Origin of the sequence: Pseudomonas savastanoi, from assembly GCF_020917325.1 — a bacterium.
Classification (GTDB): Bacteria; Pseudomonadota; Gammaproteobacteria; order Pseudomonadales; family Pseudomonadaceae; genus Aquipseudomonas; species Aquipseudomonas amygdali.
Map to the genome: position 1 here is coordinate 17,383 of NZ_CP076652.1, position 26,584 is coordinate 43,966.

The 26,584-nt window shown below is 59.4% G+C and carries 28 protein-coding genes; 14 read left to right on the plus strand and 14 right to left on the minus strand.

Going from position 1 to position 26,584, the window contains the following annotated elements:
• Positions 1 to 63: 63 nt before the first annotated feature.
• From trkA to def, 4 genes are read right to left on the minus strand one after another with little or no spacing between them, the layout of a single operon-like run.
• The gene (trkA, locus tag KP808_RS00070; protein ID WP_005732751.1) at positions 64 to 1,437 is read right to left on the minus strand and encodes a Trk system potassium transporter TrkA; all 1,374 of its coding nucleotides are present in this window, start codon (positions 1,435 to 1,437) and stop codon (positions 64 to 66) included.
• Positions 1,434 to 2,780 carry a 16S rRNA (cytosine(967)-C(5))-methyltransferase RsmB gene (rsmB, locus tag KP808_RS00075; protein ID WP_230017216.1) on the minus strand — a complete coding sequence of 449 codons (1,347 nt, stop codon included), beginning with the start codon at positions 2,778 to 2,780 and terminating at the stop codon, positions 1,434 to 1,436. Before rsmB ends, trkA begins: the two co-directional genes overlap by 4 nt.
• Positions 2,777 to 3,721 carry a methionyl-tRNA formyltransferase gene (gene fmt / locus KP808_RS00080; RefSeq protein WP_230017217.1) on the minus strand — a complete coding sequence of 315 codons (945 nt, stop codon included), beginning with the start codon at positions 3,719 to 3,721 and terminating at the stop codon, positions 2,777 to 2,779. Before fmt ends, rsmB begins: the two co-directional genes overlap by 4 nt.
• A gap of 59 nt (positions 3,722 to 3,780) precedes the next feature.
• The gene (gene def / locus KP808_RS00085) at positions 3,781 to 4,287 is read right to left on the minus strand and encodes a peptide deformylase (RefSeq protein WP_005732754.1); all 507 of its coding nucleotides are present in this window, start codon (positions 4,285 to 4,287) and stop codon (positions 3,781 to 3,783) included.
• A gap of 125 nt (positions 4,288 to 4,412) precedes the next feature.
• Between def and KP808_RS00090 the strand changes: the two genes are divergently transcribed.
• From KP808_RS00090 to KP808_RS00100, 3 genes are all read left to right on the plus strand, one after another.
• Positions 4,413 to 5,438: a LysM peptidoglycan-binding domain-containing protein gene (locus KP808_RS00090; RefSeq protein WP_230017218.1), complete on the plus strand. Its 1,026-nt coding sequence runs from the start codon at positions 4,413 to 4,415 to the stop codon at positions 5,436 to 5,438.
• 123 nt (positions 5,439 to 5,561) lie between these two features.
• On the plus strand, positions 5,562 to 6,680 hold the full coding sequence (dprA, locus tag KP808_RS00095; RefSeq protein ID WP_230017219.1) for a DNA-processing protein DprA: 1,119 nt from the start codon (positions 5,562 to 5,564) through the stop codon (positions 6,678 to 6,680).
• A 38-nt stretch (positions 6,681 to 6,718) separates the two neighbouring features.
• Positions 6,719 to 7,276, plus strand: coding sequence for an L-threonylcarbamoyladenylate synthase (locus tag KP808_RS00100; RefSeq protein ID WP_003379455.1), 558 nt, complete (start codon positions 6,719 to 6,721; stop codon positions 7,274 to 7,276).
• Positions 7,277 to 7,283: 7 nt separating this feature from the next.
• On the opposite strand, the gene KP808_RS00105 is transcribed toward KP808_RS00100, so the two are convergent.
• Positions 7,284 to 8,261: a quinone oxidoreductase family protein gene (locus KP808_RS00105; RefSeq protein WP_058407688.1), complete on the minus strand. Its 978-nt coding sequence runs from the start codon at positions 8,259 to 8,261 to the stop codon at positions 7,284 to 7,286.
• Positions 8,262 to 8,432: 171 nt separating this feature from the next.
• Between KP808_RS00105 and hemF the strand changes: the two genes are divergently transcribed.
• A complete protein-coding gene (hemF, locus tag KP808_RS00110) occupies positions 8,433 to 9,347 on the plus strand; it encodes an oxygen-dependent coproporphyrinogen oxidase (protein WP_054985572.1) in 915 nt (304 codons plus the stop codon).
• Positions 9,347 to 10,171 carry a shikimate dehydrogenase gene (aroE, locus tag KP808_RS00115; protein WP_230017220.1) on the plus strand — a complete coding sequence of 275 codons (825 nt, stop codon included), beginning with the start codon at positions 9,347 to 9,349 and terminating at the stop codon, positions 10,169 to 10,171. The genes hemF and aroE overlap by 1 nt, the downstream gene beginning before the upstream one ends.
• A 96-nt stretch (positions 10,172 to 10,267) precedes the next feature.
• Here aroE and KP808_RS00120 read toward each other — a convergent pair whose 3' ends face one another.
• From KP808_RS00120 to betC, 3 genes are all read right to left on the minus strand, one after another.
• Positions 10,268 to 11,836 (minus strand): SulP family inorganic anion transporter, encoded by a 1,569-nt coding sequence (locus tag KP808_RS00120; RefSeq protein WP_230017221.1) that lies wholly within the window; start codon positions 11,834 to 11,836, stop codon positions 10,268 to 10,270.
• Between the two features lie 174 nt (positions 11,837 to 12,010).
• Entirely contained in the window at positions 12,011 to 12,937 is a 927-nt protein-coding gene (locus tag KP808_RS00125; protein ID WP_230017222.1) for a choline ABC transporter substrate-binding protein, read from the minus strand.
• A 38-nt stretch (positions 12,938 to 12,975) separates the two neighbouring features.
• Positions 12,976 to 14,481 carry a choline-sulfatase gene (betC, locus tag KP808_RS00130; protein ID WP_058402468.1) on the minus strand — a complete coding sequence of 502 codons (1,506 nt, stop codon included), beginning with the start codon at positions 14,479 to 14,481 and terminating at the stop codon, positions 12,976 to 12,978.
• Between the two features lie 114 nt (positions 14,482 to 14,595).
• Here betC and KP808_RS00135 point away from each other — a divergent pair, with 114 nt between their 5' ends.
• The 3 genes from KP808_RS00135 (at position 14,596) to KP808_RS00145 (ending at position 16,953) form a co-directional block, all read left to right on the plus strand.
• Positions 14,596 to 15,546, plus strand: coding sequence for a choline sulfate utilization transcriptional regulator (locus tag KP808_RS00135; protein ID WP_058402467.1), 951 nt, complete (start codon positions 14,596 to 14,598; stop codon positions 15,544 to 15,546).
• Positions 15,547 to 15,582: 36 nt separating this feature from the next.
• Entirely contained in the window at positions 15,583 to 15,915 is a 333-nt protein-coding gene (locus tag KP808_RS00140) for a DOPA 4,5-dioxygenase family protein (protein ID WP_230017223.1), read from the plus strand.
• 213 nt (positions 15,916 to 16,128) lie between these two features.
• A complete protein-coding gene (locus KP808_RS00145; RefSeq protein WP_230017224.1) occupies positions 16,129 to 16,953 on the plus strand; it encodes an alpha/beta fold hydrolase in 825 nt (274 codons plus the stop codon).
• Positions 16,954 to 17,138: 185 nt separating this feature from the next.
• On the opposite strand, the gene KP808_RS00150 is transcribed toward KP808_RS00145, so the two are convergent.
• The 3 genes from KP808_RS00150 to trpB all read right to left on the minus strand — a co-directional run bounded on the left by KP808_RS00150 (position 17,139) and on the right by trpB (position 19,833).
• Positions 17,139 to 17,669: an anti-virulence regulator CigR family protein gene (locus KP808_RS00150; RefSeq protein ID WP_057403665.1), complete on the minus strand. Its 531-nt coding sequence runs from the start codon at positions 17,667 to 17,669 to the stop codon at positions 17,139 to 17,141.
• Between the two features lie 125 nt (positions 17,670 to 17,794).
• Complete coding sequence (gene trpA / locus KP808_RS00155; protein ID WP_058402463.1) at positions 17,795 to 18,607, minus strand: tryptophan synthase subunit alpha; 813 nt, start codon at positions 18,605 to 18,607, stop codon at positions 17,795 to 17,797.
• A complete protein-coding gene (gene trpB, locus KP808_RS00160) occupies positions 18,604 to 19,833 on the minus strand; it encodes a tryptophan synthase subunit beta (RefSeq protein ID WP_058402462.1) in 1,230 nt (409 codons plus the stop codon). Before trpB ends, trpA begins: the two co-directional genes overlap by 4 nt.
• A 79-nt stretch (positions 19,834 to 19,912) precedes the next feature.
• Here trpB and KP808_RS00165 point away from each other — a divergent pair, with 79 nt between their 5' ends.
• Complete coding sequence (locus KP808_RS00165) at positions 19,913 to 20,869, plus strand: LysR family transcriptional regulator (protein WP_058402461.1); 957 nt, start codon at positions 19,913 to 19,915, stop codon at positions 20,867 to 20,869.
• On the opposite strand, the gene KP808_RS00170 is transcribed toward KP808_RS00165, so the two are convergent.
• A complete protein-coding gene (locus KP808_RS00170) occupies positions 20,870 to 21,196 on the minus strand; it encodes a DUF883 family protein (RefSeq protein ID WP_003318456.1) in 327 nt (108 codons plus the stop codon). It lies immediately after the preceding gene.
• Between the two features lie 165 nt (positions 21,197 to 21,361).
• Here KP808_RS00170 and KP808_RS00175 point away from each other — a divergent pair, with 165 nt between their 5' ends.
• A complete protein-coding gene (locus KP808_RS00175; RefSeq protein WP_003318455.1) occupies positions 21,362 to 21,577 on the plus strand; it encodes a dodecin in 216 nt (71 codons plus the stop codon).
• A 148-nt stretch (positions 21,578 to 21,725) separates the two neighbouring features.
• Entirely contained in the window at positions 21,726 to 21,950 is a 225-nt protein-coding gene (locus KP808_RS00180) for a DUF1161 domain-containing protein (protein ID WP_058402460.1), read from the plus strand.
• A gap of 139 nt (positions 21,951 to 22,089) precedes the next feature.
• Here KP808_RS00180 and KP808_RS00185 read toward each other — a convergent pair whose 3' ends face one another.
• The gene (locus tag KP808_RS00185; RefSeq protein WP_004660365.1) at positions 22,090 to 23,091 is read right to left on the minus strand and encodes an LLM class flavin-dependent oxidoreductase; all 1,002 of its coding nucleotides are present in this window, start codon (positions 23,089 to 23,091) and stop codon (positions 22,090 to 22,092) included.
• Between the two features lie 212 nt (positions 23,092 to 23,303).
• On the opposite strand from KP808_RS00185, the gene KP808_RS00190 reads away from it, so the two are divergent.
• Entirely contained in the window at positions 23,304 to 23,735 is a 432-nt protein-coding gene (locus KP808_RS00190; RefSeq protein ID WP_058402459.1) for an OsmC family protein, read from the plus strand.
• Between the two features lie 118 nt (positions 23,736 to 23,853).
• The gene (locus tag KP808_RS00195; protein WP_057403677.1) at positions 23,854 to 24,087 is read left to right on the plus strand and encodes a DUF1161 domain-containing protein; all 234 of its coding nucleotides are present in this window, start codon (positions 23,854 to 23,856) and stop codon (positions 24,085 to 24,087) included.
• On the opposite strand, the gene KP808_RS00200 is transcribed toward KP808_RS00195, so the two are convergent.
• Positions 24,088 to 24,516 (minus strand): PA0061/PA0062 family lipoprotein, encoded by a 429-nt coding sequence (locus tag KP808_RS00200; protein WP_456107274.1) that lies wholly within the window; start codon positions 24,514 to 24,516, stop codon positions 24,088 to 24,090.
• A 398-nt stretch (positions 24,517 to 24,914) separates the two neighbouring features.
• Between KP808_RS00200 and KP808_RS00205 the strand changes: the two genes are divergently transcribed.
• Positions 24,915 to 26,393 carry a hypothetical protein gene (locus tag KP808_RS00205; RefSeq protein WP_058402457.1) on the plus strand — a complete coding sequence of 493 codons (1,479 nt, stop codon included), beginning with the start codon at positions 24,915 to 24,917 and terminating at the stop codon, positions 26,391 to 26,393.
• The last annotated feature ends 191 nt before the right edge of the window (positions 26,394 to 26,584 follow it).

Below are 26,584 nucleotides of genomic sequence, written 5' to 3' on the forward strand. Positions count from 1 at the left end.
AGCGTTGCCGACCAGACAGGTCGGCAAGAGGTTCAGTCAGGGAGCCGGCTGTTCAGGGCCTGTTCAGAAAAAGCTCAACCCCACCTGAAACAGCCGCTCCACTTCACGGATGCACTTTTTATCCACAAGGAACATGATCACATGGTCACCGGATTCGATAACGGTAATGTCGTGGGCGATGAGCACCTGTTCGTCGCGGATGATCGCACCGATTGCCGTGCCGGTTGGCAGGTTGATGTCCTTGATGGCGCGACCGACCACTTTGCTGGATTTCGGGTCGCCGTGCGCGACGATCTCGATGGCTTCGGCTGCACCGCGCCGTAACGAGTGCACGCTGACGATATCGCCCCGTCGTACATGAGCCAGCAGCGTGCCGATGGTTGCCAGTTGCGGGCTGACCGCCACATCAATCTCACCGCCCTGGACCAGATCGACATAGGCCGGGTTGTTGATCAGGGTCATCACCTTGCGTGCGCCCAGGCGTTTGGCCAGCAGCGACGACATGATGTTGGCTTCATCGTCGTTGGTCAGCGCCAGGAACAGGTCGGTATTGTTGATGTTTTCTTCCATCAGCAAATCACGGTCCGATGAGCTGCCCTGTAGCACCACCGTACTGTCCAGATGCTCCGACAGATAGCGGCAGCGCGCCGGGTTCACTTCGATGATCTTTACCTGATAGCGGCTTTCAATGGCTTCAGCCAGACGCTCGCCGATGTTGCCACCGCCTGCGATGACGATGCGCTTGTAGTTCTCGTCCAGACGCCTCAGCTCACCCATCACCGCACGAATATCGGCCTTGGCGGCGATGAAGAACACCTCGTCGTCGGCTTCGATGACCGTATCGCCGTGGGGCAGGATCGCCCGGTCGCGCCGATAGATCGCCGCGATACGGGTGTCGACATTGGGCATGTGCGCACGTAACTGGCGCAGCTGCTGGCCCACCAAGGCACCGCCGTAATAGGCTTTGACCGCGACCAGTTGTGCCTTGCCTTCGGCGAAATCGATGACCTGTAGCGCGCCGGGGTACTCGATCAGACGCTTGATGTAATTGGTAACCACCTGTTCCGGGCTGATCAACACGTCGACCGGAATCGCGTTTTTATCGAACAGGCCCGCGCGTGTCAGGTACGCCGCTTCGCGGATGCGCGCGATCTTGGTCGGCGTGTGGAACAGCGTGTGGGCCACCTGGCAGGCGATCATATTGGCTTCGTCGCTGCTGGTCACCGCGACCAGCATGTCGGCGTCGTCCGCGCCCGCCTGGCGCAGAACTGCGGGATAGGAGCCCTTGCCCTGCACGGTACGGATATCCAGGCGGTCGCCCAGATCGCGTAACCGGTCGCCATCGGTGTCGACCACGGTAATGTCGTTGGCTTCGCCCGCCAGATGCTCGGCCAGCGTACCGCCTACCTGACCTGCACCCAGAATGATGATTTTCACCTGCTTACTCCCGCGCCGCCTCGACCTTGATCCGCGATCTTGATCAGTTTGGCGTAGTAGAAACCGTCGTGGCCGCCTTGCTGGGCAAGCAGCTGGCGACCATGGGCTTGCTTGATACCTGCGGGTGGCTGTCCGGCCTGACCGGCGATATCCAGTTCTCTGGCCCCGGAGGTGCGGGCCAGAAACGCCTCGATGACGTCGGTATTTTCAGTCGGTAGTGTCGAACAGGTCGCGTAAACCAGCATGCCGCCTACTTGCAGCGTAGGCCACAACGCGTCGAGCAGTTCGCCCTGCAGGCTAGCGAGCGCGGCGATGTCATCCAGTTGACGGGTCAGCTTGATGTCCGGGTGGCGACGGATTACACCTGTCGCCGAGCACGGGGCGTCGAGCAGGATGCGCTGGAACGGCTTGCCGTCCCACCACTGTGCCGTCTCGCGGGCGTCGGCAGCGATCAGCTCGGCGTCCAGACCCAGACGATCAAGGTTTTCACGCACGCGCACCAGGCGCCTGGCTTCGAGGTCCACCGCCACTACGCCGCTCAATTGCGGCTGCACTTCAAGCAAATGGCAGGTCTTGCCACCCGGCGCGCAGCACGCGTCGAGTACCCGTTGCCCGGGTGCGAGCTCCAGCAGGTCGGCGGCCAGTTGCGCGGCTTCGTCCTGAACGCTGATCCAGCCTTCGGCAAAGCCCGGCAGCGAGCGCACGTCGCAGGGCTCGGCCAGTACGATGCCGTCCTGACTGAAGGTGCACGCGCTGGCTTGCAGCCCGGCAGTATTCAGCAGCTCAAGGTACTGGTCGCGGCTGTTATGCCGACGGTTGACCCGCAAAATCATCGGCGGATGCGCATTGTTGGCCGCGCAGATGGCTTCCCACTGTTCCGGCCAGGCGGCTTTCAGGGCTTTTTGCAGCCAGCGCGGGTGGGCGGTGCGCACCACCGGGTCGTGTTCCAGCTCGATCAGCAGCGCCTCGCCATCACGTTGCGCGTTGCGCAGCACGGCGTTGAGCAAGCCTTTGGCCCACGGTTTTTTCAGCTTGTCAGCGCAGCCAACGGTTTCACCAATGGCCGCATGCGCAGGAATTCGGCTGTAAAACAGCTGGTAAAGACCCACCAGCAGCAACGCCTCGACGTCTGCATCGGCGGCCTTGAAGGGTTTTTGCAACAGTTTGGCCGCCAGTGCCGACAGGCGTGGCTGCCAGCGTGCGGTGCCGAACGCCAGATCCTGAGTCAGGCCGCGATCACGCACCTCGACCTTGTCCAGTTGCGTGGGCAGCGAACTGTTCAGCGATGCCTTGCCGCTGAGCACAGCAGCCAGTGCCTTGGCGGCGGCCAGACGCGGGTTCATTGGCCCAGCACCGTGCCGATGGCGAATTTCTCGCGACGGCTGTTGAACAGATCAGCAAAATTCAGCGGCTTGCCACCCGGCAGTTGCAGACGGGTCAGGCGCAGGGCGTTCTGGCCGCAGGCGACGATCAGGCCGTCCTTGCTGGCGCTGAGGATAGTTCCCGGTACGCCCTGCCCTTCGGCCAGATCGGCTGCCAGCACTTTCAGGGTTTCTTCGTTCAGCGTGCTGTGGCAGATCGGCCACGGGTTGAAGGCGCGGATCAGACGCTCCAGCTCATCGGCCGGACGTGTCCAGTCGAGACGCGCCTCATCCTTGTTCAATTTGTGAGCGTAATTGGCCAGGCTGTCGTCCTGAACCGCGCCGACCAGCGAACCGTCCGCCAGACCGGCAATGGCCTGCAACACCGCTGGTGGGCCGAGTTCGGCCAGACGGTCATGCAGCGTGCCACCGGTGTCCTGTGCGGTGATCGGAGTGACGGCCTTGAGCAGCATCGGCCCGGTGTCCAGACCTGCTTCCATTTGCATCACGGTCACACCGCTCTCGGCATCACCGGCCTGCACCGCGCGCTGAATCGGCGCAGCGCCGCGCCAGCGTGGCAGCAGCGACGCATGGCTGTTGATGCAGCCCAGCCGCGGGATATCCAGCACCACCTGCGGCAGAATCAAGCCGTAGGCGACCACTACCATCAAATCAGGCTTGAGCGCAGCCAGTTCTGCCTGCGCCTCAGGGGCGCGCAGCGTGGGCGGCTGCATGACCGGGATATCATGCTGCAGTGCCAGTTGCTTGACCGGGCTGGGCATCAGCTTTTGTCCACGACCGGCCGGGCGATCAGGCTGGGTGTACACGGCGACGATCTGGTAAGGGCTGTCTAGCAGGGCCTTGAGGTGTTCGGCGGCAAATTCCGGGGTGCCGGCGAAGACGATGCGCAGTGGCTCAGTCATGGGCTTCTCGTTCTAAAAAACAAAAAGGCCTTGTGCAGGCCTTTTGGAGGGACGAAGGATCAAGCGTTCAGCTTGTGCTGTTTCTCGAGTTTTTTCTTGATCCGGTCGCGCTTGAGGTTAGAGAGGTAATCAACGAACAGCTTGCCGTTCAGGTGATCGCACTCATGCTGGATGCAGATGGCGAGCAGGCCTTCGGCAACCAGTTCGTAAGGCTTGCCGTCACGGTCCAGCGCTTTGACGCGGACCTTTTGCGGACGGTCGACGTTCTCGTAGAAACCGGGTACCGACAGGCAGCCTTCCTGATACTGATCCATTTCATCGGTCAGTTTTTCGATTTCAGGGTTGATGAAGACCATCGGTTCGCTGCGGTCTTCGCTCAGGTCCATGACAACCACACGCTTGTGGACATTGACCTGCGTGGCTGCCAGCCCGATGCCGGGCGCTTCGTACATGGTTTCAAACATGTCGTCGACCAACTGGCGAATGCCTTCGTCTACCATCGCCACAGGTTTGGCGATGGTGCGCAGGCGCGAATCGGGAAATTCGAGGATGTTTAGAATGGCCATATACGTAAGAGCTGCACTGTTAAGGTAAAGTCAATGTTGGGTGCCGGGCCCGGGAGTTCAAGGCAGGCAGCCCAGGACAGGACTCTAGGGTTCGCGTGAGGCAACATGATAAAGGGATTCACCGCATGAGGAAATCACTACTCGCCCTGCTGCTGCTGACCGCCAGCGGTCTTGCGCAGGCGCAAGTGCAACTCAGGGAAGGCTATCCGCAGAGCTACACCGTTGTCGCCGGGGACACACTCTGGGACATTTCCGGCAAGTTTTTGCGTGAACCGTGGAAATGGCGCGAGATATGGCGGGCCAATCCGCAAGTCCATGATCCCGACCTGATCTACCCCGGTGACACTCTCGCGTTGACCTGGGTCGATGGTCAGCCGCGCGTGACGCTCAACCGCGGCGAGTCGCGTGGCACCATTAAATTGTCACCGCATGTGCGAAGTACGCCAATGGTCGAGGCCATTCCAAGCATTCCGCTGGGGGCGATCAACGCATTCCTGATCAGCAATCGCATCGTCGACAATGCCGAGCAGTTCGAAAAGGCCCCCTACATCGTCGCGGGCAATGCCGAGCGCGTGCTCAGCGGTAGCGGTGACCGGGCCTATGCACGGGGCACGCTGGACCCGGCGCACACCGTCTACGGCATTTTCCGACAGGGCAAGACCTACACCGACCCACAGACCAAGGAAGTGCTGGGCATCAACGCGGATGACATCGGCAGCGCTGAGGTGGTTGCCACCGAGGGCGACGTCTCGACCCTGGTTCTGCAGCGCTCTACGCAGGAAGTGCGCCTGGGCGACCGTTTGTTCAGCAGCGAGGAGCGGGCGATCAACTCGACTTTCCTGCCCAGCGCTCCGCAAACGCCGATAGAAGGTTTGATTCTGGATGTGCCACGCGGCGTGACCCAGGTCAGCGTGCTGGATGTGGTCACTCTCAACAAAGGCAAACGTGATGGCCTGGCTGAGGGCAACGTGCTGGCGATCTACAAAACCAGCGAGACAGTGCGTGACCGAATCACCGGTGAACAAGTGAAAATCCCTGACGAACGGTCTGGCCTGCTCATGGTTTTCCGTACGTACGACAAGCTTAGTTACGCCTTGGTCCTGCAAGCCAACCGATCTTTGGCCATCATGGACAAGGTTCGAAATCCTTAAAGGTATGTTTCAGTTCTGCGACGGATTTGTGTGACGAGCCAGACACTTATCAAATTGTTGTCAACAGAGTTATCCACAGGTTTGTGCATCATCTGAGATGCACAATGGATCAGGGACGATCTTATGCCACTGTTCGAAAATGCCCTCTCTTCGCCAGCAGAGCTGGAAGCCCGTCTGCGCATGCATCGCTTGCCCGAGATAGGACCGAAACGCTTTTCCAGGCTGATCGAAGCCTTCGGTTCTGCGTCGTCTGCGCTGAGCGCACCGGCCAGTGCGTGGCGTGCGCTGGGTATTCCAGGTGCCTGCGCCGAGGCGCGTCGAGCCCCTTCCGTCAGGGACGGTGCCAGTGCTGCATTGGCCTGGCTGGAGCGTCCGGCCCAGCATTTGCTGATGTGGGACGACCCTTGCTACCCCGCGCTGCTGGCCGAGATCGCCGACCCTCCGCCGCTGATCTTCATTGCCGGCGACCCTTCTATCCTTGAGCGTCCGCAGTTGGGAATGGTCGGCAGTCGTCGCGCTTCCAGACCCGGGCTGGAGACCGCCAGAGCTTTTGCGCGCAGCCTGGCGGGTGCCGGTTTTGTGATCACCAGCGGTCTGGCGCGCGGCATTGACGGGGCCGCGCATCAGGGCGCACTGGATGTCGGTGGGCATACAATTGGCGTACTGGGCACCGGGCTTGAAAAACTTTATCCACAGCAGCATCGTGCGCTTGCCGCGCAGATGGCGGCGCAAGGTGGCGCGGTGATTTCCGAGTTCCCGCTGGACGCTGAACCACAGCCCAGCAACTTCCCGCGGCGCAACCGAATCATCAGCGGCCTGTCGCTCGGCGTGCTGGTGGTCGAGGCCAGTGTTGCCAGCGGCTCGTTGATTACCGCGCGACTGGCCGCTGAGCATGGGCGAGAGGTGTATGCGATACCGGGTTCGATTCACCACCCGGGTGCCAAGGGCTGCCACCAGTTGATACGCGACGGCGCAACGCTGGTCGAGACCGTTGAGCACATTCTTGAAGGCTTGCAGCACTGGAAGAGCGTTGCGCCCGCTGCAGCGCCCGAGACACCTGCCAAACCGGTACCGTGCGACCATCCGCTTCTGGCGCTGCTGCACGCTGCGCCGCATACCAGCGAGGGGTTATCGGTCTCCAGCGGCTGGCCGTTGCCCAAGGTACTGGCGGCCCTGACCGAGCTGGAACTGGACGGCAGAATAAGCTGTGAAGCGGGACGATGGTTCGCCAGAGCGCCCTGAGGTTAAACTGCCGTCAGGATTTAGCGGAGAGACAAACAATGGTCAGCAGTTGGCGTGTGCAACAAGCCGCTCAGAATATTCGAGCCGGTGCGGTGATTGCTTACCCGACCGAGGCAGTCTGGGGCCTGGGGTGTGATCCATGGGATGAAGAAGCGGTTTATCGTTTGCTGGCGATCAAGTCACGGCCAGTGGAAAAAGGCCTGATCCTGATCGCCGACAACATTCGCCAGTTCGACTTTCTGTTCGAAGACTTCCCCGAATTGTGGCTCGACCGAATGGCCAGCACCTGGCCGGGGCCCAATACCTGGCTGGTGCCGCATCAGAACCTGCTGCCCGAGTGGATCACCGGCATTCATGAAACCGTGGCGCTGCGCGTCACCGACCACCCTACGGTGCGCGAACTGTGCGCGTTGGTCGGCCCGTTGATTTCCACATCGGCCAACCCGGCAGGTCGTCCGGCTGCCCGTTCGCGGCTGCGCGTCGAGCAGTACTTCCGGGGTCAGATCGACGGTGTGCTGGGCGGCAGCCTGGGCGGCCGCCGAAACCCCAGCGTGATCCGTGATATCGCGACCGGCCAGGTCATGCGCGCTGGCTGACGCTGGCTCAGGGAATCAGAATGGTCGAGCCAGTGGTGCGCCGAGCGGACAGCTCGGTTTGCGCCTTGGCGGCGTCCTTCAACGCGTACTGCTGAATGTTGTCGACCTTGAGTTTGCCGCTGGCGAGCATGTCGAACAGCTCGTCAGCCATGGCCTGCAGGTTCTGCGCATTGTTCGCGTAGGTGCCCAGTGTCGGGCGGGTGACATACACCGAGCCCTTTTGCGCCAGAATCCCCAGATTCACGCCTGAGACCGGCCCTGACGCATTGCCGAAGCTCACCACCAGCCCGCGTGGTGCCACGCTGTCGAGCGAGGTCAGCCAAGTGTCCTGCCCCACGCCATCGTAGACCACCGGGCACTTCTTGCCGTCGGTGAGTTCCAGCACACGTTTGGCGACGTCTTCGTGGCTGTAGTCGATGGTTTCCCAGGCACCCAGCGCCTTGGCGTGAGCGGCCTTCTCCGGTGAACTGACCGTGCCGATCAGTTTCGCGCCCAATGCCTTGGCCCACTGACAGGCCAACGAGCCGACACCACCCGCCGCCGCATGAAACAGAATGATCTCGCCCGGCTTCACCTGATAGGTCTGGCGCAACAGGTATTGCACGGTCAGGCCCTTGAGCATCAACGCAGCGGCCTGCTCGAAACTGACCGAGTCCGCCAGCTTCACCAGATTCGCCTCAGGCAGCACATGCAACTCGCTGTACGCGCCCAAAGGCCCGGTGCCGTAGGCAACACGATCACCGACCTTGAAGCGCGTCACCTCATCGCCCACCGCCTCGACCACACCCGCCCCTTCAGCACCGAGCCCTGAAGGCAACTCGGGCGCTGGATACAGTCCGCTACGGTAATAGGTATCAATGAAATTCAGGCCAATGGCCTTGTTGCGCACAACCACCGCCTGCGGCCCCGGAGCCTCTGGCTCGAAATCGACATATTCAAGAACCTCGGGTCCTCCGACAGTGCTGAACTGGATACGCTTTGCCATGTGCTCTCTCCTTGATGGTTAAAACAAGTTCCGAAAGCACCTATCGGACTCCTTCCCCCGGCCTTCGTCAACTGCCAGCCCGCGCTGCCGATGGTATGCTACGCGCCAATTTGCCTGCGCCTCTTTTGCTGCGGGGGCTCAGCCGTTTGACGTCAGCCGTAAGGGATCCTCATGAGTACCCGTACCGAGGCCGTAAAAGCCTACCTGCTCGACCTGCAAGACCGGATCTGCACCGCGCTCGAGCAGGAAGATGGCAACGCACACTTTGTGGAAGATGCCTGGACGCGTCCGGCGGGCGGCGGTGGTCGCACGCGGGTGATCGAGAATGGCGCGGTCATCGAGAAAGGTGGTGTGAATTTTTCTCATGTTTTCGGCAGCAACCTGCCTCCGTCGGCCAGCGCCCATCGGCCTGAACTGGCCGGGCGTGGTTTCGAGGCGCTGGGCGTGTCGTTGGTGATTCACCCGCACAACCCGCATGTGCCGACGTCCCACGCCAACGTGCGGTTCTTCATTGCCGAGAAAGAAGGCGAGGAGCCCGTCTGGTGGTTTGGTGGCGGTTTCGACCTGACGCCCTACTACGGCGTCGAGGAAGACTGCGTGCACTGGCACCGGGTGGCCGAACGCGCCTGTGCGCCCTTCGGCGATGATGTCTACCCGCGCTACAAGGCGTGGTGCGACAGTTACTTCCACCTCAAGCATCGTGATGAGCCACGCGGTATCGGTGGTCTGTTTTTCGATGACGTGAACCAGTGGGATTTCGACACCAGCTTCGCCTTCATCCGCGCCATCGGTGATGCGTTCATTAATGCGTATCTGCCGATCGTGCGGCGTCGCAAGGCTGCGGCCTATACCGTGCAGCAGCGCGAATTTCAGGAATTCCGTCGGGGGCGCTACGTCGAGTTCAACCTGGTGTACGACCGCGGCACGCTGTTCGGTCTGCAATCGGGTGGCCGTACCGAATCAATCCTCATGTCGCTGCCGCCGCAAGTACGCTGGGGTTATGACTGGAAAGCCGCGCCGGGCAGCGAAGAAGCGCGCCTGACCGATTACTTCCTGACTGATCGCGACTGGCTGGCGGACAACTGATGGACCGGTATGTCGTCTTTGGTAACCCCATCGGTCACAGCAAGTCGCCGCTGATTCATCGCCTGTTCGCCGAGCAAACCGGGCAGGCGCTGGATTACCAGACGTCGCTGGCACCGCTGGATGATTTCACCGCGTTTGCCCAAGCGTTTTTCCAGACCGGACGTGGTGCCAACGTGACTGTGCCGTTCAAGGAAGAAGCCTATCGCCTGGCCGACAGCCTGACCGAGCGTGGGCAGCGTGCGGGAGCGGTGAACACCTTGAGCAAGCTCGATGACGGTACGCTACTGGGTGACAACACCGACGGTGCCGGGCTGGTGCGCGACCTGACAGTCAACTGCGGGCGCAGCCTGCGTGGTCGGCGGGTTCTGTTGCTGGGCGCGGGTGGCGCGGTTCGTGGCGCGCTTGAACCCTTGCTGGCGGAGCAACCAGCAGTGTTGGTGATTGCCAATCGCACCGTTGAAAAAGCCGAACGACTGGCGCAGGAATTTGCGGATCTTGGCCCTGTGTTTGCCAGCAGCTTCGACTGGCTTGAAGAACCGGTAGACGTGATCATCAATGCCACCTCTGCCAGTCTGGCCGGAGAGCTGCCACCAATTTCCCCGAGCCTTATCCAGCCCGGTGCGACCTTCTGCTACGACATGATGTACAGCAAAGAGCCTACTGCTTTTTGCCGCTGGGCCACTGAACAGGGTGCGGCACAGTCGGTTGATGGCTTGGGTATGCTGGTGGAGCAGGCGGCAGAAGCTTTCCTGCTATGGCGCGGCGTGCGCCCGGACTCGACTCCGGTACTGGCCGAGTTGCGCAGGCTGCTGGCGGCTGGTTGACTGAGAGACTATCGTGCCAATGCTCCGCGTTGGCATGCCGTTCTGGACGCTCCGCGTCCTCTTGCGACGCAGAGCATCGGGACGATGAGTTATGGCTCAATCCTCAAACAGAATCGGGCAGTTCTGCGGCCCTTCCAGCTTGTGCAATTCCTCGATCACTTGCGGCCTGGCATTGCGCAGGATCAGTAATCGCCCTTGTCGTCCCAAGCGCCTGGCTTCCTGATGAAGCATTTCCACGCCTGAGTAATCGATGAAGTTGATCTGCTGCGCATCGATCACCACACGCAGCCCTTCAGTGCGTTGCAGGCGGGTTTGCAGGTAGTGGCTGGCACCGAAAAAGATCGAGCCGCCGACCCGAAGCACGTCCTCGTCGCCTTCGCGCCATTGCTGCACGCGCGGTTGTGAGGTGCGTTTGAGGTAGAAGAACAGCGAGGCCAGCACACCGGCATAAATCGCGGTTTGCAGCTCCAGCAGCAGAGTGGCCAGACAGGTCAGCGCCATCACGAAAAACTCGGCGCGGCTGACGCGGAACAGCGCACGAATGCCACGGCGATCCACTAGCCCCCAACAGATCAGCAGAATTGAGGCGGCCATGGCCGGGATCGGAATGTGCGAGATCAACGAGCCTCCGGCGACCGCGAACAACGCCACCCATAGCGCGGAAAATACCCCGGCCAACGGCGAGCGCGCACCTGCCTCGTAACTCAGCGCCGCACGGGTGAACGAGCCCGCTGACAGATAGCCGGAAAACAGCGAGCCGACCATATTCGATAGACCTTGTGCACGGACTTCCTGATTGGCGTTAAGCATCTGCTGCGAACGTGCCGACAGCGAGCGGGCAATCGACAGGCTGTTGACCAGCCCGAGCATGCCCACCGCCACTGCCGTCGGCAGCAGTTTGAGGATCAGTTCGAGATCCAGCGGCAACGGGCTGAAGGGCGGCAGATGGCCGACGAAGGCGCTGACCACACGGACATGGCCGAACATCGCCGGCCACAGCCACACCAACAGGCTGCTCGATACCAATGCAATCAATAAGGTTGGCCAGCGAGGCACCAGGAGTTTGAGCCCGATGCCCAGCGCCAGGGTCAACAGGCCCAGTGTCAGTGAAGGTAGATCGACCTCTCCACGATGCTCTAAAACGGCGGTCAGGCTTCTAAGGGCGGTAGTCTGACTCGGCAGATCAATGCCCAGCAGATTGGGCATCTGCCCGAGTGCAATGACTATTGCAGCGCCCAGTGTGAAACCGAGCACCACCGAGTGCGAAACAAAATTCACCAGCGCGCCGAAGCGCATCATTCCCAGCAATAGCTGGAATATACCGGCGATGAACGTCAGCAACAGGATCAACATGATGTAGTCCTGACTGGCCGGCACGGCGAGCGGACTGACACTGGCATACAGCACGATGGAAATAGCCGCAGTCGGCCCACAGATGAGGTGCCAGGACGAGCCCCACAGGCAGGCGATCAGAACAGGAACAATCGCGGCGTACAGACCGTACTCCGGAGGCAGCCCGGCGATCAGTGCGTAAGCGATGGACTGCGGCAGGGCCAGAATGGCACCGCTCAGGCCCACCAGCGCATCACGCCCGACACTGGCGCGGCTCTGCTGCGGCAGCCAGGCTAGAAACGGTAGAATTTTATGGCGATTTAGCCAGCGCATCGGTCCCTCGAGTGAATTGAACGTAGAGGACGCAGAGCGTCCAGAACGGCATACCCACGCGGAGCATGGGCACGATAGTCGGACACCTATCGTTCCTCACTCCAGCGTGGGAACGCCTTGGGTGACGCTCCGCGTCACAGATTTGCGCCACGCCGCGTGCTCAAGACCTTACGCCTACAACCTGGCTTTCACCGCCGCCAGCCCATCCTTGCCATCAAACGTCCTCACGCCCTCCAGCCACTTGTCCAGCACCGCCGGATTGGCCTTGATCCAGGCCTTTGCCGCTGCGCTGTTGCTGACCTTGCTGTTCGCCACTTCGGCCATGATGCTGTTTTCCATGTCCAGGGTGAAGCTCAGATTGGTCAGCAGCTTGCCGACGTTCGGACAGGCTTGCGCATAACCCTTGCGGGTCAGGGTGAAGACCGAACCGGTATCGCCAAAGTATTTCTCGCCGCCCTTGAGGTAATGCATGCCTTTGATCTGCACGTTCATCGGATGCGGGGTCCAGCCGAGGAAGACCACAAACGCCTTGCGCTTTACGTTGCGATTGACCTCGGCGAGCATCGCCGTCTCGCTCGACTCGACCAGCTTCCATTTGCCCAGATCGAATTCGTTCTTCTTGATGATCTCCTGCAGCGACAGATTGGCAGGTGCGCCAGAGCCAATGCCGTAGATCTTCTGGTCGAACTTGTCAGCGAATTTGTTCAGGTCGGCAAAATCATGCACGCCGGCGTCCCACACATAGTCCGGCACGGCCAGGGTGAACTCGGTGCCTTCGAGGTTCTTGGCCAATTGCGTTACATCGCCGGTCGCCACGAACTTGTCGTAAAAGCCCTGCTGCGCCGGCATCCAGTTGCCCAGAAAAACATCCAGCTTGCCGTCCTTCAAACCGCCGTAGGCAATCGGCACCGCGAGGGTGTCGACCTTGGCCTTGTAGCCCAGACCTTCAAGCACCACGCTGGCGATAGCATTGGTGGCCCCAATGTCACTCCAGCCCGGATCGGCCATTTTCACGGTGCTGCAACTAGCGTCCTCTGCCTGCGCCGCAAGGCTGCCGAATGTCATGACCGCGACCGCAACGGCTGTGGATAACTTCTTCATTGATGTACCCCTTTTGATTTTTTTTGGTGTGGGCAGGGTCAAGGTTGCGGAAAACGTGCCTTACGCTCCAGATCGTCCAGATCAATGTGGTTGCGCATGTACTGCTGACTGGCGTCGACCAGTGGCTGGTGATCCCAACTCTTCAGCTTGCCGGTTGCCAGCGATTTGGCGACGAAGCGCCTTCTGCGCTGGCTGGCGAGCACCTGTTGGTGTATCGCCGGTATATCCCACTTGGCCCGAGCTTCGGCCAGGAAGTCATTGAACAGCTTTTCATGGGCGGGTGACTGGCTCAGATCCTTCTGCTCTTTCGGGTCCTTCTTCACATCGAAGAGCAGGCACGGGTCCTGCTCCGAATAGATGAATTTGTAAGCGCCGCGACGGATCATCATCAACGGGCTGGTCGTGCCTTCGGCCATGTACTCGCCGAACACCTCATCGTGCCCACCCTTGCGTTTCAGGTGCGGCATCAGCGAGCGTCCGTCCAGTGGCAACCCGGCGTCCAGCTTGCCGTTGGCCATTTCGACAAAGGTCGGCAGCAAGTCGGCAGTCGACACCGACGCACTGACCCGCCCTGGCTTGAACTGGCCCGGCGAGTACACCACCAACGGCACGCGGGCGGCCATTTCGAACCAGTGCATTTTGTACCAGAGGCCCTTCTCGCCCAGCATGTCACCATGATCGCCGGAGAACACCACGATGGTGTCTTCCGCCAGCCCGACTTCATCCAGCGTCTGCATCAGCTTACCGACGTTCAGATCGATATAGCTGCACGCGCCGAAGTAGGCGCGGCGCGCATCACGAATCTTGTTGGTCGGCATTGGCTTGTCCCACAGGTCATAGACCTTGAGCAGCCGTTGCGAATGCGGGTCCAGCGCGGCCTGATTGGCATGCGGCGTGGGCATCGGGATTTCGTCGTTGCTGTACAGGTCCCAGAACGGCATGGGGATGGTGTACGGGTCGTGAGGGTGAGTCATGGAAACGGTCAGGCAGAAAGGCGCGTTGCCGTCCTGGCGTACGTAGTCGTACAGATACTGCTGGGACTTGAACAGCACTTCTTCGTCGAAATCCAGCTGGTTGGTTCGAATGCACGGACCGGCCTGCAACACCGAAGACATGTTGTGGTACCAGCTCGGACGCACATCAGGCTCGTCCCAGTTGACCGACCAGCCATAGTCGGCCGGGTAAATGTCACTGGTCAGGCGCTCTTCGTAACCGTGCAGTTGATCCGGTCCACAGAAATGCATCTTGCCTGCCAGAGCGGTCTTGTAGCCCAGCGCACGCAGATAGTGAGCGTAGGTCGGAATATCAGCCGGGAAGTCGGCTGCGTTGTCGTACGCGCCGATCTTGCTTGGCAGCTGACCGCTGACCAGTGTGAAACGCGATGGCGCGCACAGAGGGCTGTTGCAATACGCTGAATCGAACACCACGCCGTCGGCAGCAAGGCGGCTCAGATTCGGCATCAGGATTGGAGACCGGGCGTAAAACGGCAACATTGGCGCGGCCATTTGATCGGCCATGATGAACAGAATATTTTTGCGCTTCATGTAATCGCTGCATCCCATTGTGAAAAGTTATGCGAAAGTGCTGGGTACGAGGATGAAGTCCTCGTGTTTGATGGTAAAGCCCATGCGCAGCAATGCCTAGGATAAGCACCGCTTATGTTTGAAGCTTTTGGCGATATGTCCCTCGACCTGCTGCGTGCCTTTGAAGTCGCGGCTCGCTTGCGCAGCTTCACTGCGGCGGCTATCGAACTGGGCACTACCCAGCCTGCCGTCAGCCAGCAGATCAAGCGCCTTGAAGAACAGCTGGCCACCCGCCTGTTTGACCGGATCTATCGCGGTATCGAGCTTACCGAAGCCGGCGAAATATTGTTCAGTCATGTGCAGGCTGGCCTGCAATCGATCGACAGCGGGCTGATAGCGATCACCGAACAGCACCAGCACGAAGTGCTTCAAGTGGCGACCGACTTCGCCTTCGCCGCCTACTGGCTGATGCCGCGCCTGCACCGTTTCCACAAGGTCAACCCGGACGTGGATGTCAGCCTGGTCACCAGCGAGCGTACCCACAGCATGTTACGCGCAGATATCGACGTTGCCGTACTGTTCGGCGACGGGCGCTTCAAGCAAGGCGAAAGCCATTGGCTGTTCAGCGAAGAAGTCTTTCCAGTGTGCAGCCCGCAACTGATCGCGGGTCGCCAGACGCCGCTGCCCAACGAAGCATTGCGCGACTTTCCGCTCTTGCACCTGCGCGGCGAAAGCAGCAACAACTGGTTCGACTGGGCAGGCGTATTCCGCGCCCTCGACATCCCCCAGGCCCCTACGCCCGGCCAGCTGCGTTTCGACAACTACACCCTGCTCATCCAGGCCGCGATTGGCGGACAAGGCGTCGCCATCGGCTGGAAACACCTGGTCGACGACCTCCTCGACCAAGGCCTGCTCTGCCGCCCCATCGCCGGAGCCGCCATTTCCGGACAAGGCTATTACGTGGTTTTGCCCCAGCGCAAACGGCGAGTGCAAATCGTCCAGCAGTTCATGGACTGGCTGGCGAGTGAGCAGGCGTTGAGCGGGGTTTCGCTGGCGGGCAGGCCGTTGCCGTCGATTGCGGTGTAAGCAGGCGTTCATTTTTTGGTCAGGAAGGACTCATACATGCAAGACACCCACGGCTACCACGCCCATATCTATTTCAACGCCCAAACCCTGAACCAGGCCCGAGCCCTGTGCGAAGCCGCGACCGAGAAATTTGCGCTGCAGATGGGCCGCGTTCACCAAAAGCTGGTTGGGCCGCATCCGGACTGGAGTTGTCAGTTGGCGTTCGGGCATGAGCAGTTGGCTGACGTTACTTTATGGCTCGCGTTGAATCGCGATGGGCTGGTGGTGTTTCTGCATCCGTTGACGGGCGATGAGCTGCGCGACCATACCGACCATGCCATCTGGATGGGCGCGGTTCGGCCTTTGAATCTGGGCGCTCTAAGTGGCTGATAGCCAGCTTCTCGGCCGTTTTCCTTCAGCAATTACAAGCGCATTCCTCGTCGAAAAGATCGGTGTAAGATAGCTCCGCTGAAAAATGACCACTCGGTCCGTTGCAGCGCAAATTTCAACAAAATGGTCATGCATACGCGTCAACATCGATAAGCCGCCTTTCACGGGCTGCCTGAAATGAATGCTGAAAGACCAGACAGAGGATCATCAGAAATGCCGGATCTACTCATCGACGGTAAGACCCTTCACTACGCTGACCAAGGCACCGGGCCGGTTGTCTTGCTCGGTCACAGTTACCTTTGGGACAAGGCGATGTGGCGTGCGCAGATCGACACGCTGGCCAGCCGGTATCGGGTGATTGTGCCGGACCTTTGGGGGCATGGGGATTCCAGCGGTTTTCCGGAAGGCACCCGCAATCTCGATGATCTGGCCCGTCATGCGCTGGCGCTGCTGGATCATTTGAATATCGAGCGTTGCAGCATCGTCGGGTTGTCGGTGGGCGGCATGTGGGGGGCGATTGCTGCGCTGCTGGCGCCAGAACGCATCAGCGGGCTGGTGCTGATGGACACTTACCTGGGCAAAGAGTCGGAAGCCAAGAAAGCCTACTATTTCTCGTTGCTCGACAAGCTGGAAGAGGCCGGTGCCTTTCCTGAGCCGCTGCTGGATATCGTAGTGCCGATCTTCTTCCGGCCAGGCATTGACCCGCAATCGCCGGTGTATCAGGCGTTCCGCTCGGCGTTGGCGGGTATGAAGGCAGAGCAGTTGCGCCAGACTGTAGTGCCTCTGGGGCGGATGATCTTTGGTCGCGATGACCGGCTTGGGCTGATAGAGCAACTGAATGCCGACACCACGCTGGTGATGTGTGGCGATGCGGATATCCCGCGCCCGCCTGAAGAAACCCGTGAGATGGCCAGCCTGATTGGCTGCCCTTACGTGCTGGTGCCTGAGGCGGGTCATATCGCCAATCTGGAAAACCCGGATTTTGTGTCAGGTGCGTTGATGACGTTTTTGGCGCGGGTTAATCAGCAGCAGGGTTGAGGCGGGCTGGTTTCTGCGCTGGGCCCTCAAGATCGGACGCGGAGCGTCCAGAACGGCATGCGACGCGGAGCGTCGCACGATAGTCGAGATTATCGTTCCTCACGCTCCAGCGTGGGAATGCCGTTCGTGACGCTCCGCGTCACAAGTCTGTGTGTCACCGCGCATTCAAGGGCGTCAGCAGACCATCAATTCAACACACCATCCAGAATCGCATACACAATCCCCGAACCCACGGCGATCAGTACGACGTCGGTGCCCAGGCGTCGCCATTCGTAGCCGTCATAATGTGGCAGGTATTGCAGCGAGCGGCTGTCCAGGCGTTTACCGTAACCAGGTGGCAACGGACGGCCTTTGGCGATGTGTACACCAGGTGGCAGCGGCTGGCCTCGGCCGATGACGTCGCGGTGCTGCTGGAAGGTCTCGCGTACCGGGCCGAAATCCTGCGGCGGGCGGTTGCCGCCACGGTTGTCCTGATGGGCCTGTCTGCCTGGCTGACTGGCCGGGCCCTTGTCTGGACCCCTGCCGTTATCGTTGCCCGGTCCACGGTCATTGCCACGCTCGTTATGCCCGCTATTGTTCTGCGGCCCCGGCTGTTGAACGCCACGATTGTCGTCCGGGCCATCACCGCGCTGGTCAGGCGGCGCCGCTTGCAGTAGCGGGCTGGCGCTGATCATCAAGATACCCAGCCCGGTGATAAAACGGTTTGGCAGTTTCATGGTGCTTCCTCAGCTTCACTCAATGCAGCAAAAAGGGGTTCATGACATTGGTCATGAACCCCTTGTGTCGTGCTACATAGAACCGCTGATAGCGCTTTGATTCCTCTGTATCAGAAACTTTACCCTCAGCCGCTGCGTGCGTTACGTACGCCTTCGGCCAATGCGGCGCACAGGGTCAACACGCCATCGATTGCCTTTTCAGGCGACTCGGCAGTGGCGATCTTATCAACGAACGCCGAGCCCACGACCACGCCGTCAGCCAGACGCGCAATCGCTGCTGCCTGCTCGGGTGTGCGGATACCGAAACCGACGCTGATCGGCAGACTGGTGTGGCGGCGCAAGCGTGCGATGGCTTCAGTGACGTGCTCGGTGGTTGCCGAGCCAGCACCGGTCACACCTGCAACCGACACGTAGTAGACAAACCCGGAGCTGCGCTCCAACACACGCGGCAGGCGCGCATCGTCGGTGGTTGGCGTGGTCAAGCGGATGAAGTCGATACCGGATGCCTGAGCAGGCGTTGCCAGTTCGGCGTCGTGCTCGGGAGGCAGGTCAACGATGATCAGACCGTCAACGCCCGCTTCCTTTGCCTGCGCCACAAAGGCTTCGACGCCAAAGCGGTGGATCGGGTTGTAGTAACCCATCAGCACAATCGGCGTGGTCTGATCGTCGACACGGAATTCGCTGACCATTTGCAGGGTTTTCTGCAGGGTCTGGCCAGCGTCCAGAGCACGCAGGGTCGCTAGCTGAATCGCCACACCGTCTGCCATCGGATCAGTGAACGGCATGCCCAACTCGATCACGTCAGCACCCGCAGCAGGCAGGCCCTTCAGGACTTTCAGCGAGGTGTCGTAGCCTGGGTCGCCGGCTGTAATGAAGGTGACCAGCGCCGCACGACCTTCGGTTTTCAGTTGGGCGAAACGTTGTTCGAGACGGCTCATACCAGCTGCTCCTGAGTTTTTTCGGCGGCTGCCATATGGTTCATGACGGTTTGCATGTCTTTGTCACCGCGCCCGGACAGGCACACGACCATCAGGTGGTCGTCGCGCAGGTTGGTTGCCCGCTTCATGGCTTCGGCCAGTGCGTGAGCGGTTTCCAGTGCCGGGATGATGCCTTCGAGCAGGCAGCATTGATGGAAGGCATCCAGCGCTTCGTCATCGGTGATGCTGACGTACTCGACGCGTTTCACTTCGTGCAGGAAGGCGTGCTCAGGGCCGATACCCGGATAGTCCAGGCCTGCAGAGATCGAGTGCGCGTCGGTGATCTGTCCGTCGCCATCCTGTAGCAGGTAGGTACGGTTGCCGTGCAGCACGCCCGGTACGCCGCCATTGAGGCTGGCCGCGTGCTTGTCGGTGCTGACGCCGTGACCGCCCGCTTCAACGCCGATGATTTCTACGCTGGCGTCATCGAGGAACGGATGGAACAGGCCCATGGCGTTGGAGCCGCCGCCCACGCAGGCGATCAGGCTGTCCGGCAGACGACCTTCCTTCTCCTGCATCTGCTCTTTGGTTTCCTTGCCGATGATGGCCTGGAAATCACGCACCATCGCGGGATACGGGTGCGGGCCTGCCACAGTACCGATCAGGTAGAAGGTGTCGTCGACGTTGGTCACCCAGTCACGCAGGGCTTCGTTCATCGCATCTTTCAGGGTGCCGGTGCCGGAAGTGACCGGCACGATTTCAGCGCCCAGCAGCTTCATGCGGAACACGTTGGCCTGTTGACGCTCAATGTCGGTCGCGCCCATGTAGATCACACAAGGCAAGCCAAAACGAGCCGCGACGGTAGCGGTAGCAACGCCGTGCATGCCCGCGCCGGTTTCCGCGATCAGGCGTTTTTTGCCCATGCGCTTGGCCAGCAATACCTGGCCGATGCAGTTATTGATCTTGTGCGCGCCGGTGTGATTGAGCTCTTCACGCTTGAAGTAGATTTTCGCGCCGCCACAGAACTCGGTCAGGCGCTCGGCGAAGTACAGCGGGTTTGGACGGCCCACGTAATCGCGCTGGAAGTAGGCCATTTCTTTGGCGAACTCCGGGTCGGCCTTGGCGGCTTCGTACTCGCGGTTGAGGTCTAGCACCAGCGGCATCAGGGTTTCAGCCACGTAGCGGCCGCCGAATGAGCCGAACAGGCCGTTGGCGTCGGGGCCGCTGCGGAAGTTGGTCTGGGTCATGAAGTGCTCCAGTTGCAGTATTGGGCGAATGGGTTGAGCCGTATTGGCAATGGGTCCACTTTAACCAGCGCACGGCTGGATGAAAACCGATAAGATCGCTGCAACCTGTCAGGAAAACTCACAGATCATGAGCCGCGACCTTCCTCCCCTCAACGCCCTGCGTGCCTTCGAAAGTACCGCCCGACTTGGCAGCGTCAGTCAGGCCGCTGAACAGCTGAACGTGACCCACGGTGCTGTCAGTCGCCAATTGAAAGTGCTTGAAGAACAGTTGGGTGTAAGCCTGTTCAACAAGGACGGGCGAGGCTTGAAACTCACAGATGCAGGCATTCGGTTACGCGATGTGAGTGGCGAAGCATTCGACCGGCTGCGCGGCGTGTGTGCAGAACTGAGCAAGGGCAGCGCAGACGCGCCATTCGTGTTGGGGTGTTCCGGCAGCCTGCTGGCGCGATGGTTCATACCGCGTTTGAGCCGCCTTAATGCCGAGTTGCCGGACCTGCGCCTGCACCTGTCGGCAGGTGAAGGCGACCTTGATCCGCGCCGGCCCGGCCTGGATGCATTGCTGATATTCGCCGAGCCGCCGTGGCCTGCAGACATGCAGGTATTCGAACTGGCAAGCGAGCGGATCGGACCGGTGTTGAGCCCACGCTTCGCGCGATTCGAGCGCTTGTGCGATGCACCTGCCGAGACGTTGCTGGAAGAATCGTTGCTGCAAACCACATCGCGTCCGCAGGCGTGGCCGAGCTGGGCGCAGCAGAACGGTATCGATCCGCAGTCATTGCGTTACGGGCAGGGTTTCGAGCATTTGTATTATTTGCTGGAGGCGGCCGTGGCGGGCCTTGGCATTGCAATTGCGCCCGAGCCTCTGGTCATCGATGACCTGAAGGCCGGTCGCCTGGCTGCGCCTTGGGGGTTCAGTGAAACCCCGGCGCAGCTGGCGCTTTGGGTACCCAGACGTGCGGCCGATGGACGGGCGCAGCAGCTTGCTCAGTGGTTAAAAAATGAGCTGAAGCGGTCCGGGGAACCGATCAAAAACTGATCAGTTACCGCGCTTGAACAGCATGTAGGCAGCGATCAGGCCGATGGCACCTACCGCAACGCCGGCGGTGGTCCAAGGGTGTTCCTGAGCGTAGTCGCGGGTTGCCAGTGCGTTTTCGCGGGTTTTCTCTTTAACGTCTTCGTAGACATCGCTGAGCAGGCTGCGCGAGTGGCTCAGCGCGCTTTCAGCGTTGGCTTTCAGATTCTTCAGTGTCTTGCGCGACTCGTCGGTAGCGTCGGCTTTCAGGCCCTCGAGGGACTTCAGGAGGCTCTCGATCTCAGCTTCCATACTCTGCAACGAGGCTTTGCGAAGTGACGTAGTAGCCATGGTGTTTCTCCTGCAATGATGAGTGGGCGTGTTGTTTCCGACTCCGGGCTTTTTGGAAAGTGCGATGGGATTTTTGCAAAGGTCTGAACTTTTGCGCGCCTTCTCCTGACAGAAGCAGGGAGCGCGCTCTATATCGCGTCTTTTTCAGACCTCAGGAGAACTGCCATGTCGGATCATCACACGTACAAGAAAGTTGAAATCGTAGGCTCTTCCACGACCACAATCGAAGACGCCATCAACAACGCCCTGGCCGAAGCCAGCAAAAGCCTCGACCTGATGGAATGGTTTGAAGTGACCGAAACCCGCGGCCATATCGAAAACGGTAAAGTCGCGCATTTCCAGGTCACCTTGAAAGTCGGCTTCCGCATTACCAATAGCTGATGCCCTTCTGAACCTTTCGGCTGGCCGATTGCCATAACCTGCGCTACACACTCAGATATGGCCACACGGTTGATGTGTGGGCGTGGGGGTTTTCAATGGGCGCCTGTTCCGATGGCGTCTTCATTTGGCCGGACGAGAGGGATTACCCATGAAGAAGTTTTTGTTGGCTGTAGGCTTGCTGAGCATTGCAGGCACTGCCCTCGCGGCAGGCAAGCCATGTGAAGAGTTGAAAAGTGAAATCGACGCCAGACTCCAGGCGAAGGGCGTAACGTCCTACACGCTGGAAGTGGTCGAGAAAGGCAGCGCGGCCGACAAAGAAGTCGTCGGCACCTGCGAAGGCGGCACCAAGGAAATCGTTTACCAGCGCGGTTGATTGCCAGCCGGGCCTGACTTCGGTCGGTTCGCCCGGTTAATCCCGTTTGCAGGTTTCACGAACAGCATCGCCCCGGACTGTCATCCAGTCCGGGGCGATGCTGTTTTTGAAGCCCGCGTTGTTACCCGAAAGGTTGCTATCAGCCTTGTGCGACCTGCGCCAGAATCTCGTAGGACCGCAGCCTGTCCTCGTGCTCATACATGTCGCACGTGAAGATCAGTTCATCGGCATCGGTCTGTTCAAGCAGCACATCCAGTTTGGCGCGGATCTTGTCCGGGCCGCCAACCATCGCCAGCCCCAGGAAGCTCGCCACCGCTTCACGTTCATGCGGCAGCCACAGGCCGTCCATGGATTCGACCGGTGGGCGCTGCATCAGACTGTGCCCGCGCATCAGCGCCAGGATGCGCTGGTAAACAGATGTCGCGAGGTATTCGGCGTGCTCGTCGGTGTCTGCCGCGGACAGCGGGACGCCGAGCATCACGTAGGGTTTGTCGAGCACGGCCGATGGCTGGAAGTGATTGCGGTACACGCGAATCGCCTCATGCATGTAACGCGGCGCAAAATGCGACGCGAAGGCATACGGCAAACCGCGCATGCCTGCCAGTTGAGCACTGAACAGGCTCGAGCCCAGTAGCCAGATCGGCACGTTGGTGTCTGAGCCAGGAACAGCGATCACTTTTTGATCAGGCGTACGCGGCCCCAGATATTCCATCAGCTCGGTGACGTCATCCGGAAAATCTTCGGCGCTGCCGGAGCGTTCGCGGCGCAAGGCGCGAGCGGTCATCTGATCGGAACCCGGCGCGCGACCCAGCCCCAGATCAATCCGACCGGGATACAGGCTGGCCAGCGTGCCGAACTGCTCGGCAACCACCAGTGGTGCATGGTTGGGCAGCATGATTCCGCCAGCCCCGACACGAATGGTCGACGTGCCGCCTGCCAGGTAGGCGAGCAGCACCGAGGTCGCTGAACTGGCGATGCCGTCCATGTTGTGGTGCTCGGCCACCCAGAAGCGGTTGTAACCCAGCTTTTCAACATGCTGGGCAAGGTTGAGCGAGTTGCGCAGGGAATCGGCGGGCCCTTTGTCGTGGCGCACCGGCACCAGATCAAGGGTGGAAATTTTTACATCTGCCAGACGTTTCATAGGCCGGGGTAGCTCCTCAAATTGTGATGGGCTGGCTGCTAGAGCTGCCCACGATGAAACAGCAGTGCGGGCGCAAGTCTGGCTTTTCAATGGCAGGTGGATAAAAACCTACTTAAACGCTTGGTCTTTCCGACGGTTGAACTTTCCAGAGTCGTCCATCCTCAGAACCTTGTAACAGCATCAATCCAAATTCATTCCAAGAAGGAGCCACCATGAGCATCGTCAAGAAAGCATCCGCCCACTGGGAAGGTGATCTGAAAAGCGGTATCGGCAGCATTTCCACGGAAACCGGCGTGTTGCGTGAAGCGCCTTACGGCTTCAACGCTCGTTTTGAAGGCGGTAAAGGCACCAACCCCGAAGAATTGATCGGCGCGGCCCACGCAGGCTGCTTCTCGATGGCATTGTCCATGATTCTCGGAGAAGCGGGCCTTAAGGCTGAAAGCATTGATACCGACGCCAAGGTTTCTCTGGATCAGGTCGATGGCGGCTTCTCGATTACTGCCGTGCACCTGACCCTCAAGGCCAAGGTACCAGGCGCTACACAGCAGCAGTTCGACGAACTGACTAACAAGGCCAAAGAAGGCTGCCCGGTTTCCAAGGTATTGAACGCCAAGATCACTCTGGACGCTACGTTGTTGAGCTGATTCACAGCGAGCTTTGCGGGAGCGCCTTGTGCGCTCCTTCATCTCCTGTATAAAGCTGGCTTGCTTCATCGGTCATGCGTTCATTGGCGCATGGTTTGATTTTGATCAGGAGTCGAGCATGAAACGTTTTATTCTGGCAGTGACCTGTACCTTGCTGGCGACCAGCGCCTTGGCGGCACCGAAATCCTGTGAAGAACTCAAGGATGAAATCGAAGCCAAGATCCAGGCCAACAACGTCACGTCCTACACGCTTGAAATCGTCAGCAACGAAGAAGCCACCGACCCCAACATGGTCGTCGGCAGCTGCGACAACGGCAGTAAAAAGATCATCTACCAGCGTAACGATCGCTGATCAGATGCAGTGCACCCCGCCCTCTTCTTCCTCTTCGGCCACCACCTTGCGCTCTGCATCGTAAAGCCAGGCGTCGACGCTGTTCGCCAGTGAGCGTACTTCCAGCATATAGCGCTGCCCGGCAGCGAAGTGGTCGTATCGAACACTGACGTAACAAGTGATCTCGGTGTACTCGTCACTGATCATCCCCAGCCCGCCCGACCGGTACTCATAGTCATAACGCACCTGCAGCTCATGGCTGCCCGGCGTCACCTGAAAGTAACGCCCGTCGTAGGTGTTCTTGCCATCCAGCTTGTCGCCCATGATCAACTGGCCGGTGATGGTGCGCATGTCGACCCACGCCATGTCCGGGTTGACGGTGGGCAAGGGGCCGGCGCATCCGGCGAGAGCTGTCAGGGCTAATGCGGTTATCGGGGCTGTGATGCGCATTTTGGCGGTTCCGGGATGTGTGAGTTTATGTAAGGCGGCAGGCCTACCCTGCCATAAGCGTGACAGGCATCTGAAGATACTTCGAATGAAAATTAGCGTTCGCGAGCAAGCTCGCACACAAAGATGGCATTTCAAAGTGCGTGTGAATCGGCTTCATGCGTTGGCACCTTTGCGTGCGCCTATATAAAACCGTTTGAATAGTCAGCCGCGAATTTTGATCTCTACAGTCAATTGATAGAATAATTTTATTACTGCTCTATAAAATTTTCTTGATTCCTGATTGTCGATTGTGCATTTTTATTAAGTGCCTTGTGACCTCAAAGCATGTGTCGAGGAATAGACAGCTTTTGTTGATGGCAGAACCTGTCTCAATCAAAAAAACATTAGGGATGTGAAAAATGTGGAGTAAACGGGGTGAAAAAAGCGAGTCGCTAGTTACCAATCTGGCGGGAACTTTGAATGATCAGCCATGGAATGACTATTCTTTCGGCTTGGGAATCAACGCCGAAAGTGGTGCGTTTGCTGTACAAGCAGTTAGCCCCATTACACCAGAACCTGGTAGGGCGAAAAATACCGTTCAGAAGTACGAAGTGATTGCGACCGCTGACGACTATAGCCGACTTTTCAAAGCGGAAGCTCAGGGCGAATACAATGTAGGTGCCGCCAGTGCATCGGCATCCGCGTCATATTTGTCCAATGTCACGTACTCTGAAACCTCGTTGACGATATTGGCTTTCTATGACGTGACAGACGCGGATTATGCCTCGCTGAGTCCAGCGCCAGCCTTCACCCCTCAAGCCAGTGAGTTGGCAAGCTCGAACCCTGCTGGCTTTCGGGACACGTATGGCGATTACTTCGTTGCCACCGCGAAATTCGGCTCGCGCTTCGTGGCTACTTATACGTGCAGCACAACGACGACTACTGCGCTGCAGACTTTCAGAGCAGCCGTTGCCGGTAAGAAAGACATATTAAGCGCGTCCGGGGCTGCGGAATTCGAGTCGCTGGCAAGCTCAAGCGATGTTCATGTGAAGGTGGCGGTCACCATGAACGGGACGTCAGGAAAAGCGCCTCCTGTCGGGGCTGACGCTAACAGCATTCCCACTATATTGAAGTGGTTTACAGAAAACCTGCAGCCTGTTCCGCGTCGTGCCAGGCTGATTCATTATTCCCAGATCGATAACCACATTCCCAATACGTTACCGCTAAACCCCGATAACTTTGCCAAGGTCAAGACCATCGCGTTTCAGTTGCAGGAACTGGAGTCACTCACGTCGGCCATTCCGGGCTATTACTCCACCCAGCCCTACAGCCTCACCCCGCCCGTTCAAGGCATCAATACTGTAGCGGACACGCAGCAATACTTAACGAATCAGTACAGCGCACGTATCGGCACGTTGCTTTACGAGCCTGACGCGGCAAGTCAGTTAAGTCAGCAAGTCTCTGAGCTGACCAGAAGCCTTCAACCTTCGCTCGCGTTGTTCTCTTTCTATCAGAGCCTGACGCTCTCACCGCCGAATGAGTCAGCGAGCGGTGTCTATTCGACGTCGGCCGGGATCAAATCCACCGAACTTACCAATGTTTCAATTCAGGAGGACAGTCAGCATTACAGCGCTGACTGGACAATCGGCCACCAAAGCCACACCTTCTCGTTCCCGTTCGACCCGTCTGAAGGGGGGGCTATTATTACCGGCTGGTACATTCAAAACGGCTGGAACAGTGAAACCAACGGCGACTGGAAGTGCAACGGTGCGATGATTGGGAAAACATCAGGGTCCTTCTACGTTGAAAGCAACTATGATCGAGGCTGCAACTGGAGCCTTCACGTTTATTACCTGCCCCGGTCCACATTCCCGTGGCTGGCCAGAACAACGTCCTGATCCGACCATTCACGGATAGCACTCCCCTAACCTGGCAGCCCGGGCGCACTCTCCTGGTGAGCGTGCGCCCGGGCTGACGTACTTTCTTCAGGCTCTGCTGTGCCCTCCGGTTCCAGCGTTCGCCGTAAGCGCTTCATAAACCACAGGTGCAACGCCCGGCTATCGGCGCAAGGTTCGATCTTGTCGAATCA

Bases quoted from the DNA above. Each gene is read 5' to 3' on its own strand.
- KP808_RS00190 (WP_058402459.1), top strand. From the start codon at position 23,304: ATGAGCATCGTCAAGAAAGCATCCGCCCACTGGGAAGGTGATCTGAAA.
- aroE (WP_230017220.1), top strand. From the start codon at position 9,347: ATGGACCGGTATGTCGTCTTTGGTAACCCCATCGGTCACAGCAAGTCG.
- KP808_RS00175 (WP_003318455.1), top strand. From the start codon at position 21,362: ATGTCGGATCATCACACGTACAAGAAAGTTGAAATCGTAGGCTCTTCC.
- dprA (WP_230017219.1), top strand. From the start codon at position 5,562: ATGCCACTGTTCGAAAATGCCCTCTCTTCGCCAGCAGAGCTGGAAGCC.
- KP808_RS00205 (WP_058402457.1), top strand. From the start codon at position 24,915: ATGTGGAGTAAACGGGGTGAAAAAAGCGAGTCGCTAGTTACCAATCTG.
- hemF (WP_054985572.1), top strand. From the start codon at position 8,433: ATGAGTACCCGTACCGAGGCCGTAAAAGCCTACCTGCTCGACCTGCAA.
- KP808_RS00140 (WP_230017223.1), top strand. From the start codon at position 15,583: ATGCAAGACACCCACGGCTACCACGCCCATATCTATTTCAACGCCCAA.
- KP808_RS00105 (WP_058407688.1), bottom strand. From the start codon at position 8,261: ATGGCAAAGCGTATCCAGTTCAGCACTGTCGGAGGACCCGAGGTTCTT.
- trpA (WP_058402463.1), bottom strand. From the start codon at position 18,607: ATGAGCCGTCTCGAACAACGTTTCGCCCAACTGAAAACCGAAGGTCGT.
- KP808_RS00165 (WP_058402461.1), top strand. From the start codon at position 19,913: ATGAAAACCGATAAGATCGCTGCAACCTGTCAGGAAAACTCACAGATC.
- fmt (WP_230017217.1), bottom strand. From the start codon at position 3,721: ATGACTGAGCCACTGCGCATCGTCTTCGCCGGCACCCCGGAATTTGCC.
- KP808_RS00125 (WP_230017222.1), bottom strand. From the start codon at position 12,937: ATGAAGAAGTTATCCACAGCCGTTGCGGTCGCGGTCATGACATTCGGC.
- KP808_RS00135 (WP_058402467.1), top strand. From the start codon at position 14,596: ATGTTTGAAGCTTTTGGCGATATGTCCCTCGACCTGCTGCGTGCCTTT.
- KP808_RS00200 (WP_456107274.1), bottom strand. From the start codon at position 24,516: ATGCGCATCACAGCCCCGATAACCGCATTAGCCCTGACAGCTCTCGCC.
- trpB (WP_058402462.1), bottom strand. From the start codon at position 19,833: ATGACCCAGACCAACTTCCGCAGCGGCCCCGACGCCAACGGCCTGTTC.
- KP808_RS00180 (WP_058402460.1), top strand. From the start codon at position 21,726: ATGAAGAAGTTTTTGTTGGCTGTAGGCTTGCTGAGCATTGCAGGCACT.
- KP808_RS00185 (WP_004660365.1), bottom strand. From the start codon at position 23,091: ATGAAACGTCTGGCAGATGTAAAAATTTCCACCCTTGATCTGGTGCCG.
- def (WP_005732754.1), bottom strand. From the start codon at position 4,287: ATGGCCATTCTAAACATCCTCGAATTTCCCGATTCGCGCCTGCGCACC.
- KP808_RS00145 (WP_230017224.1), top strand. From the start codon at position 16,129: ATGCCGGATCTACTCATCGACGGTAAGACCCTTCACTACGCTGACCAA.
- betC (WP_058402468.1), bottom strand. From the start codon at position 14,481: ATGAAGCGCAAAAATATTCTGTTCATCATGGCCGATCAAATGGCCGCG.
- KP808_RS00090 (WP_230017218.1), top strand. From the start codon at position 4,413: ATGAGGAAATCACTACTCGCCCTGCTGCTGCTGACCGCCAGCGGTCTT.
- KP808_RS00100 (WP_003379455.1), top strand. From the start codon at position 6,719: ATGGTCAGCAGTTGGCGTGTGCAACAAGCCGCTCAGAATATTCGAGCC.
- rsmB (WP_230017216.1), bottom strand. From the start codon at position 2,780: ATGAACCCGCGTCTGGCCGCCGCCAAGGCACTGGCTGCTGTGCTCAGC.
- KP808_RS00150 (WP_057403665.1), bottom strand. From the start codon at position 17,669: ATGAAACTGCCAAACCGTTTTATCACCGGGCTGGGTATCTTGATGATC.
- KP808_RS00195 (WP_057403677.1), top strand. From the start codon at position 23,854: ATGAAACGTTTTATTCTGGCAGTGACCTGTACCTTGCTGGCGACCAGC.
- KP808_RS00120 (WP_230017221.1), bottom strand. From the start codon at position 11,836: ATGCGCTGGCTAAATCGCCATAAAATTCTACCGTTTCTAGCCTGGCTG.
- KP808_RS00170 (WP_003318456.1), bottom strand. From the start codon at position 21,196: ATGGCTACTACGTCACTTCGCAAAGCCTCGTTGCAGAGTATGGAAGCT.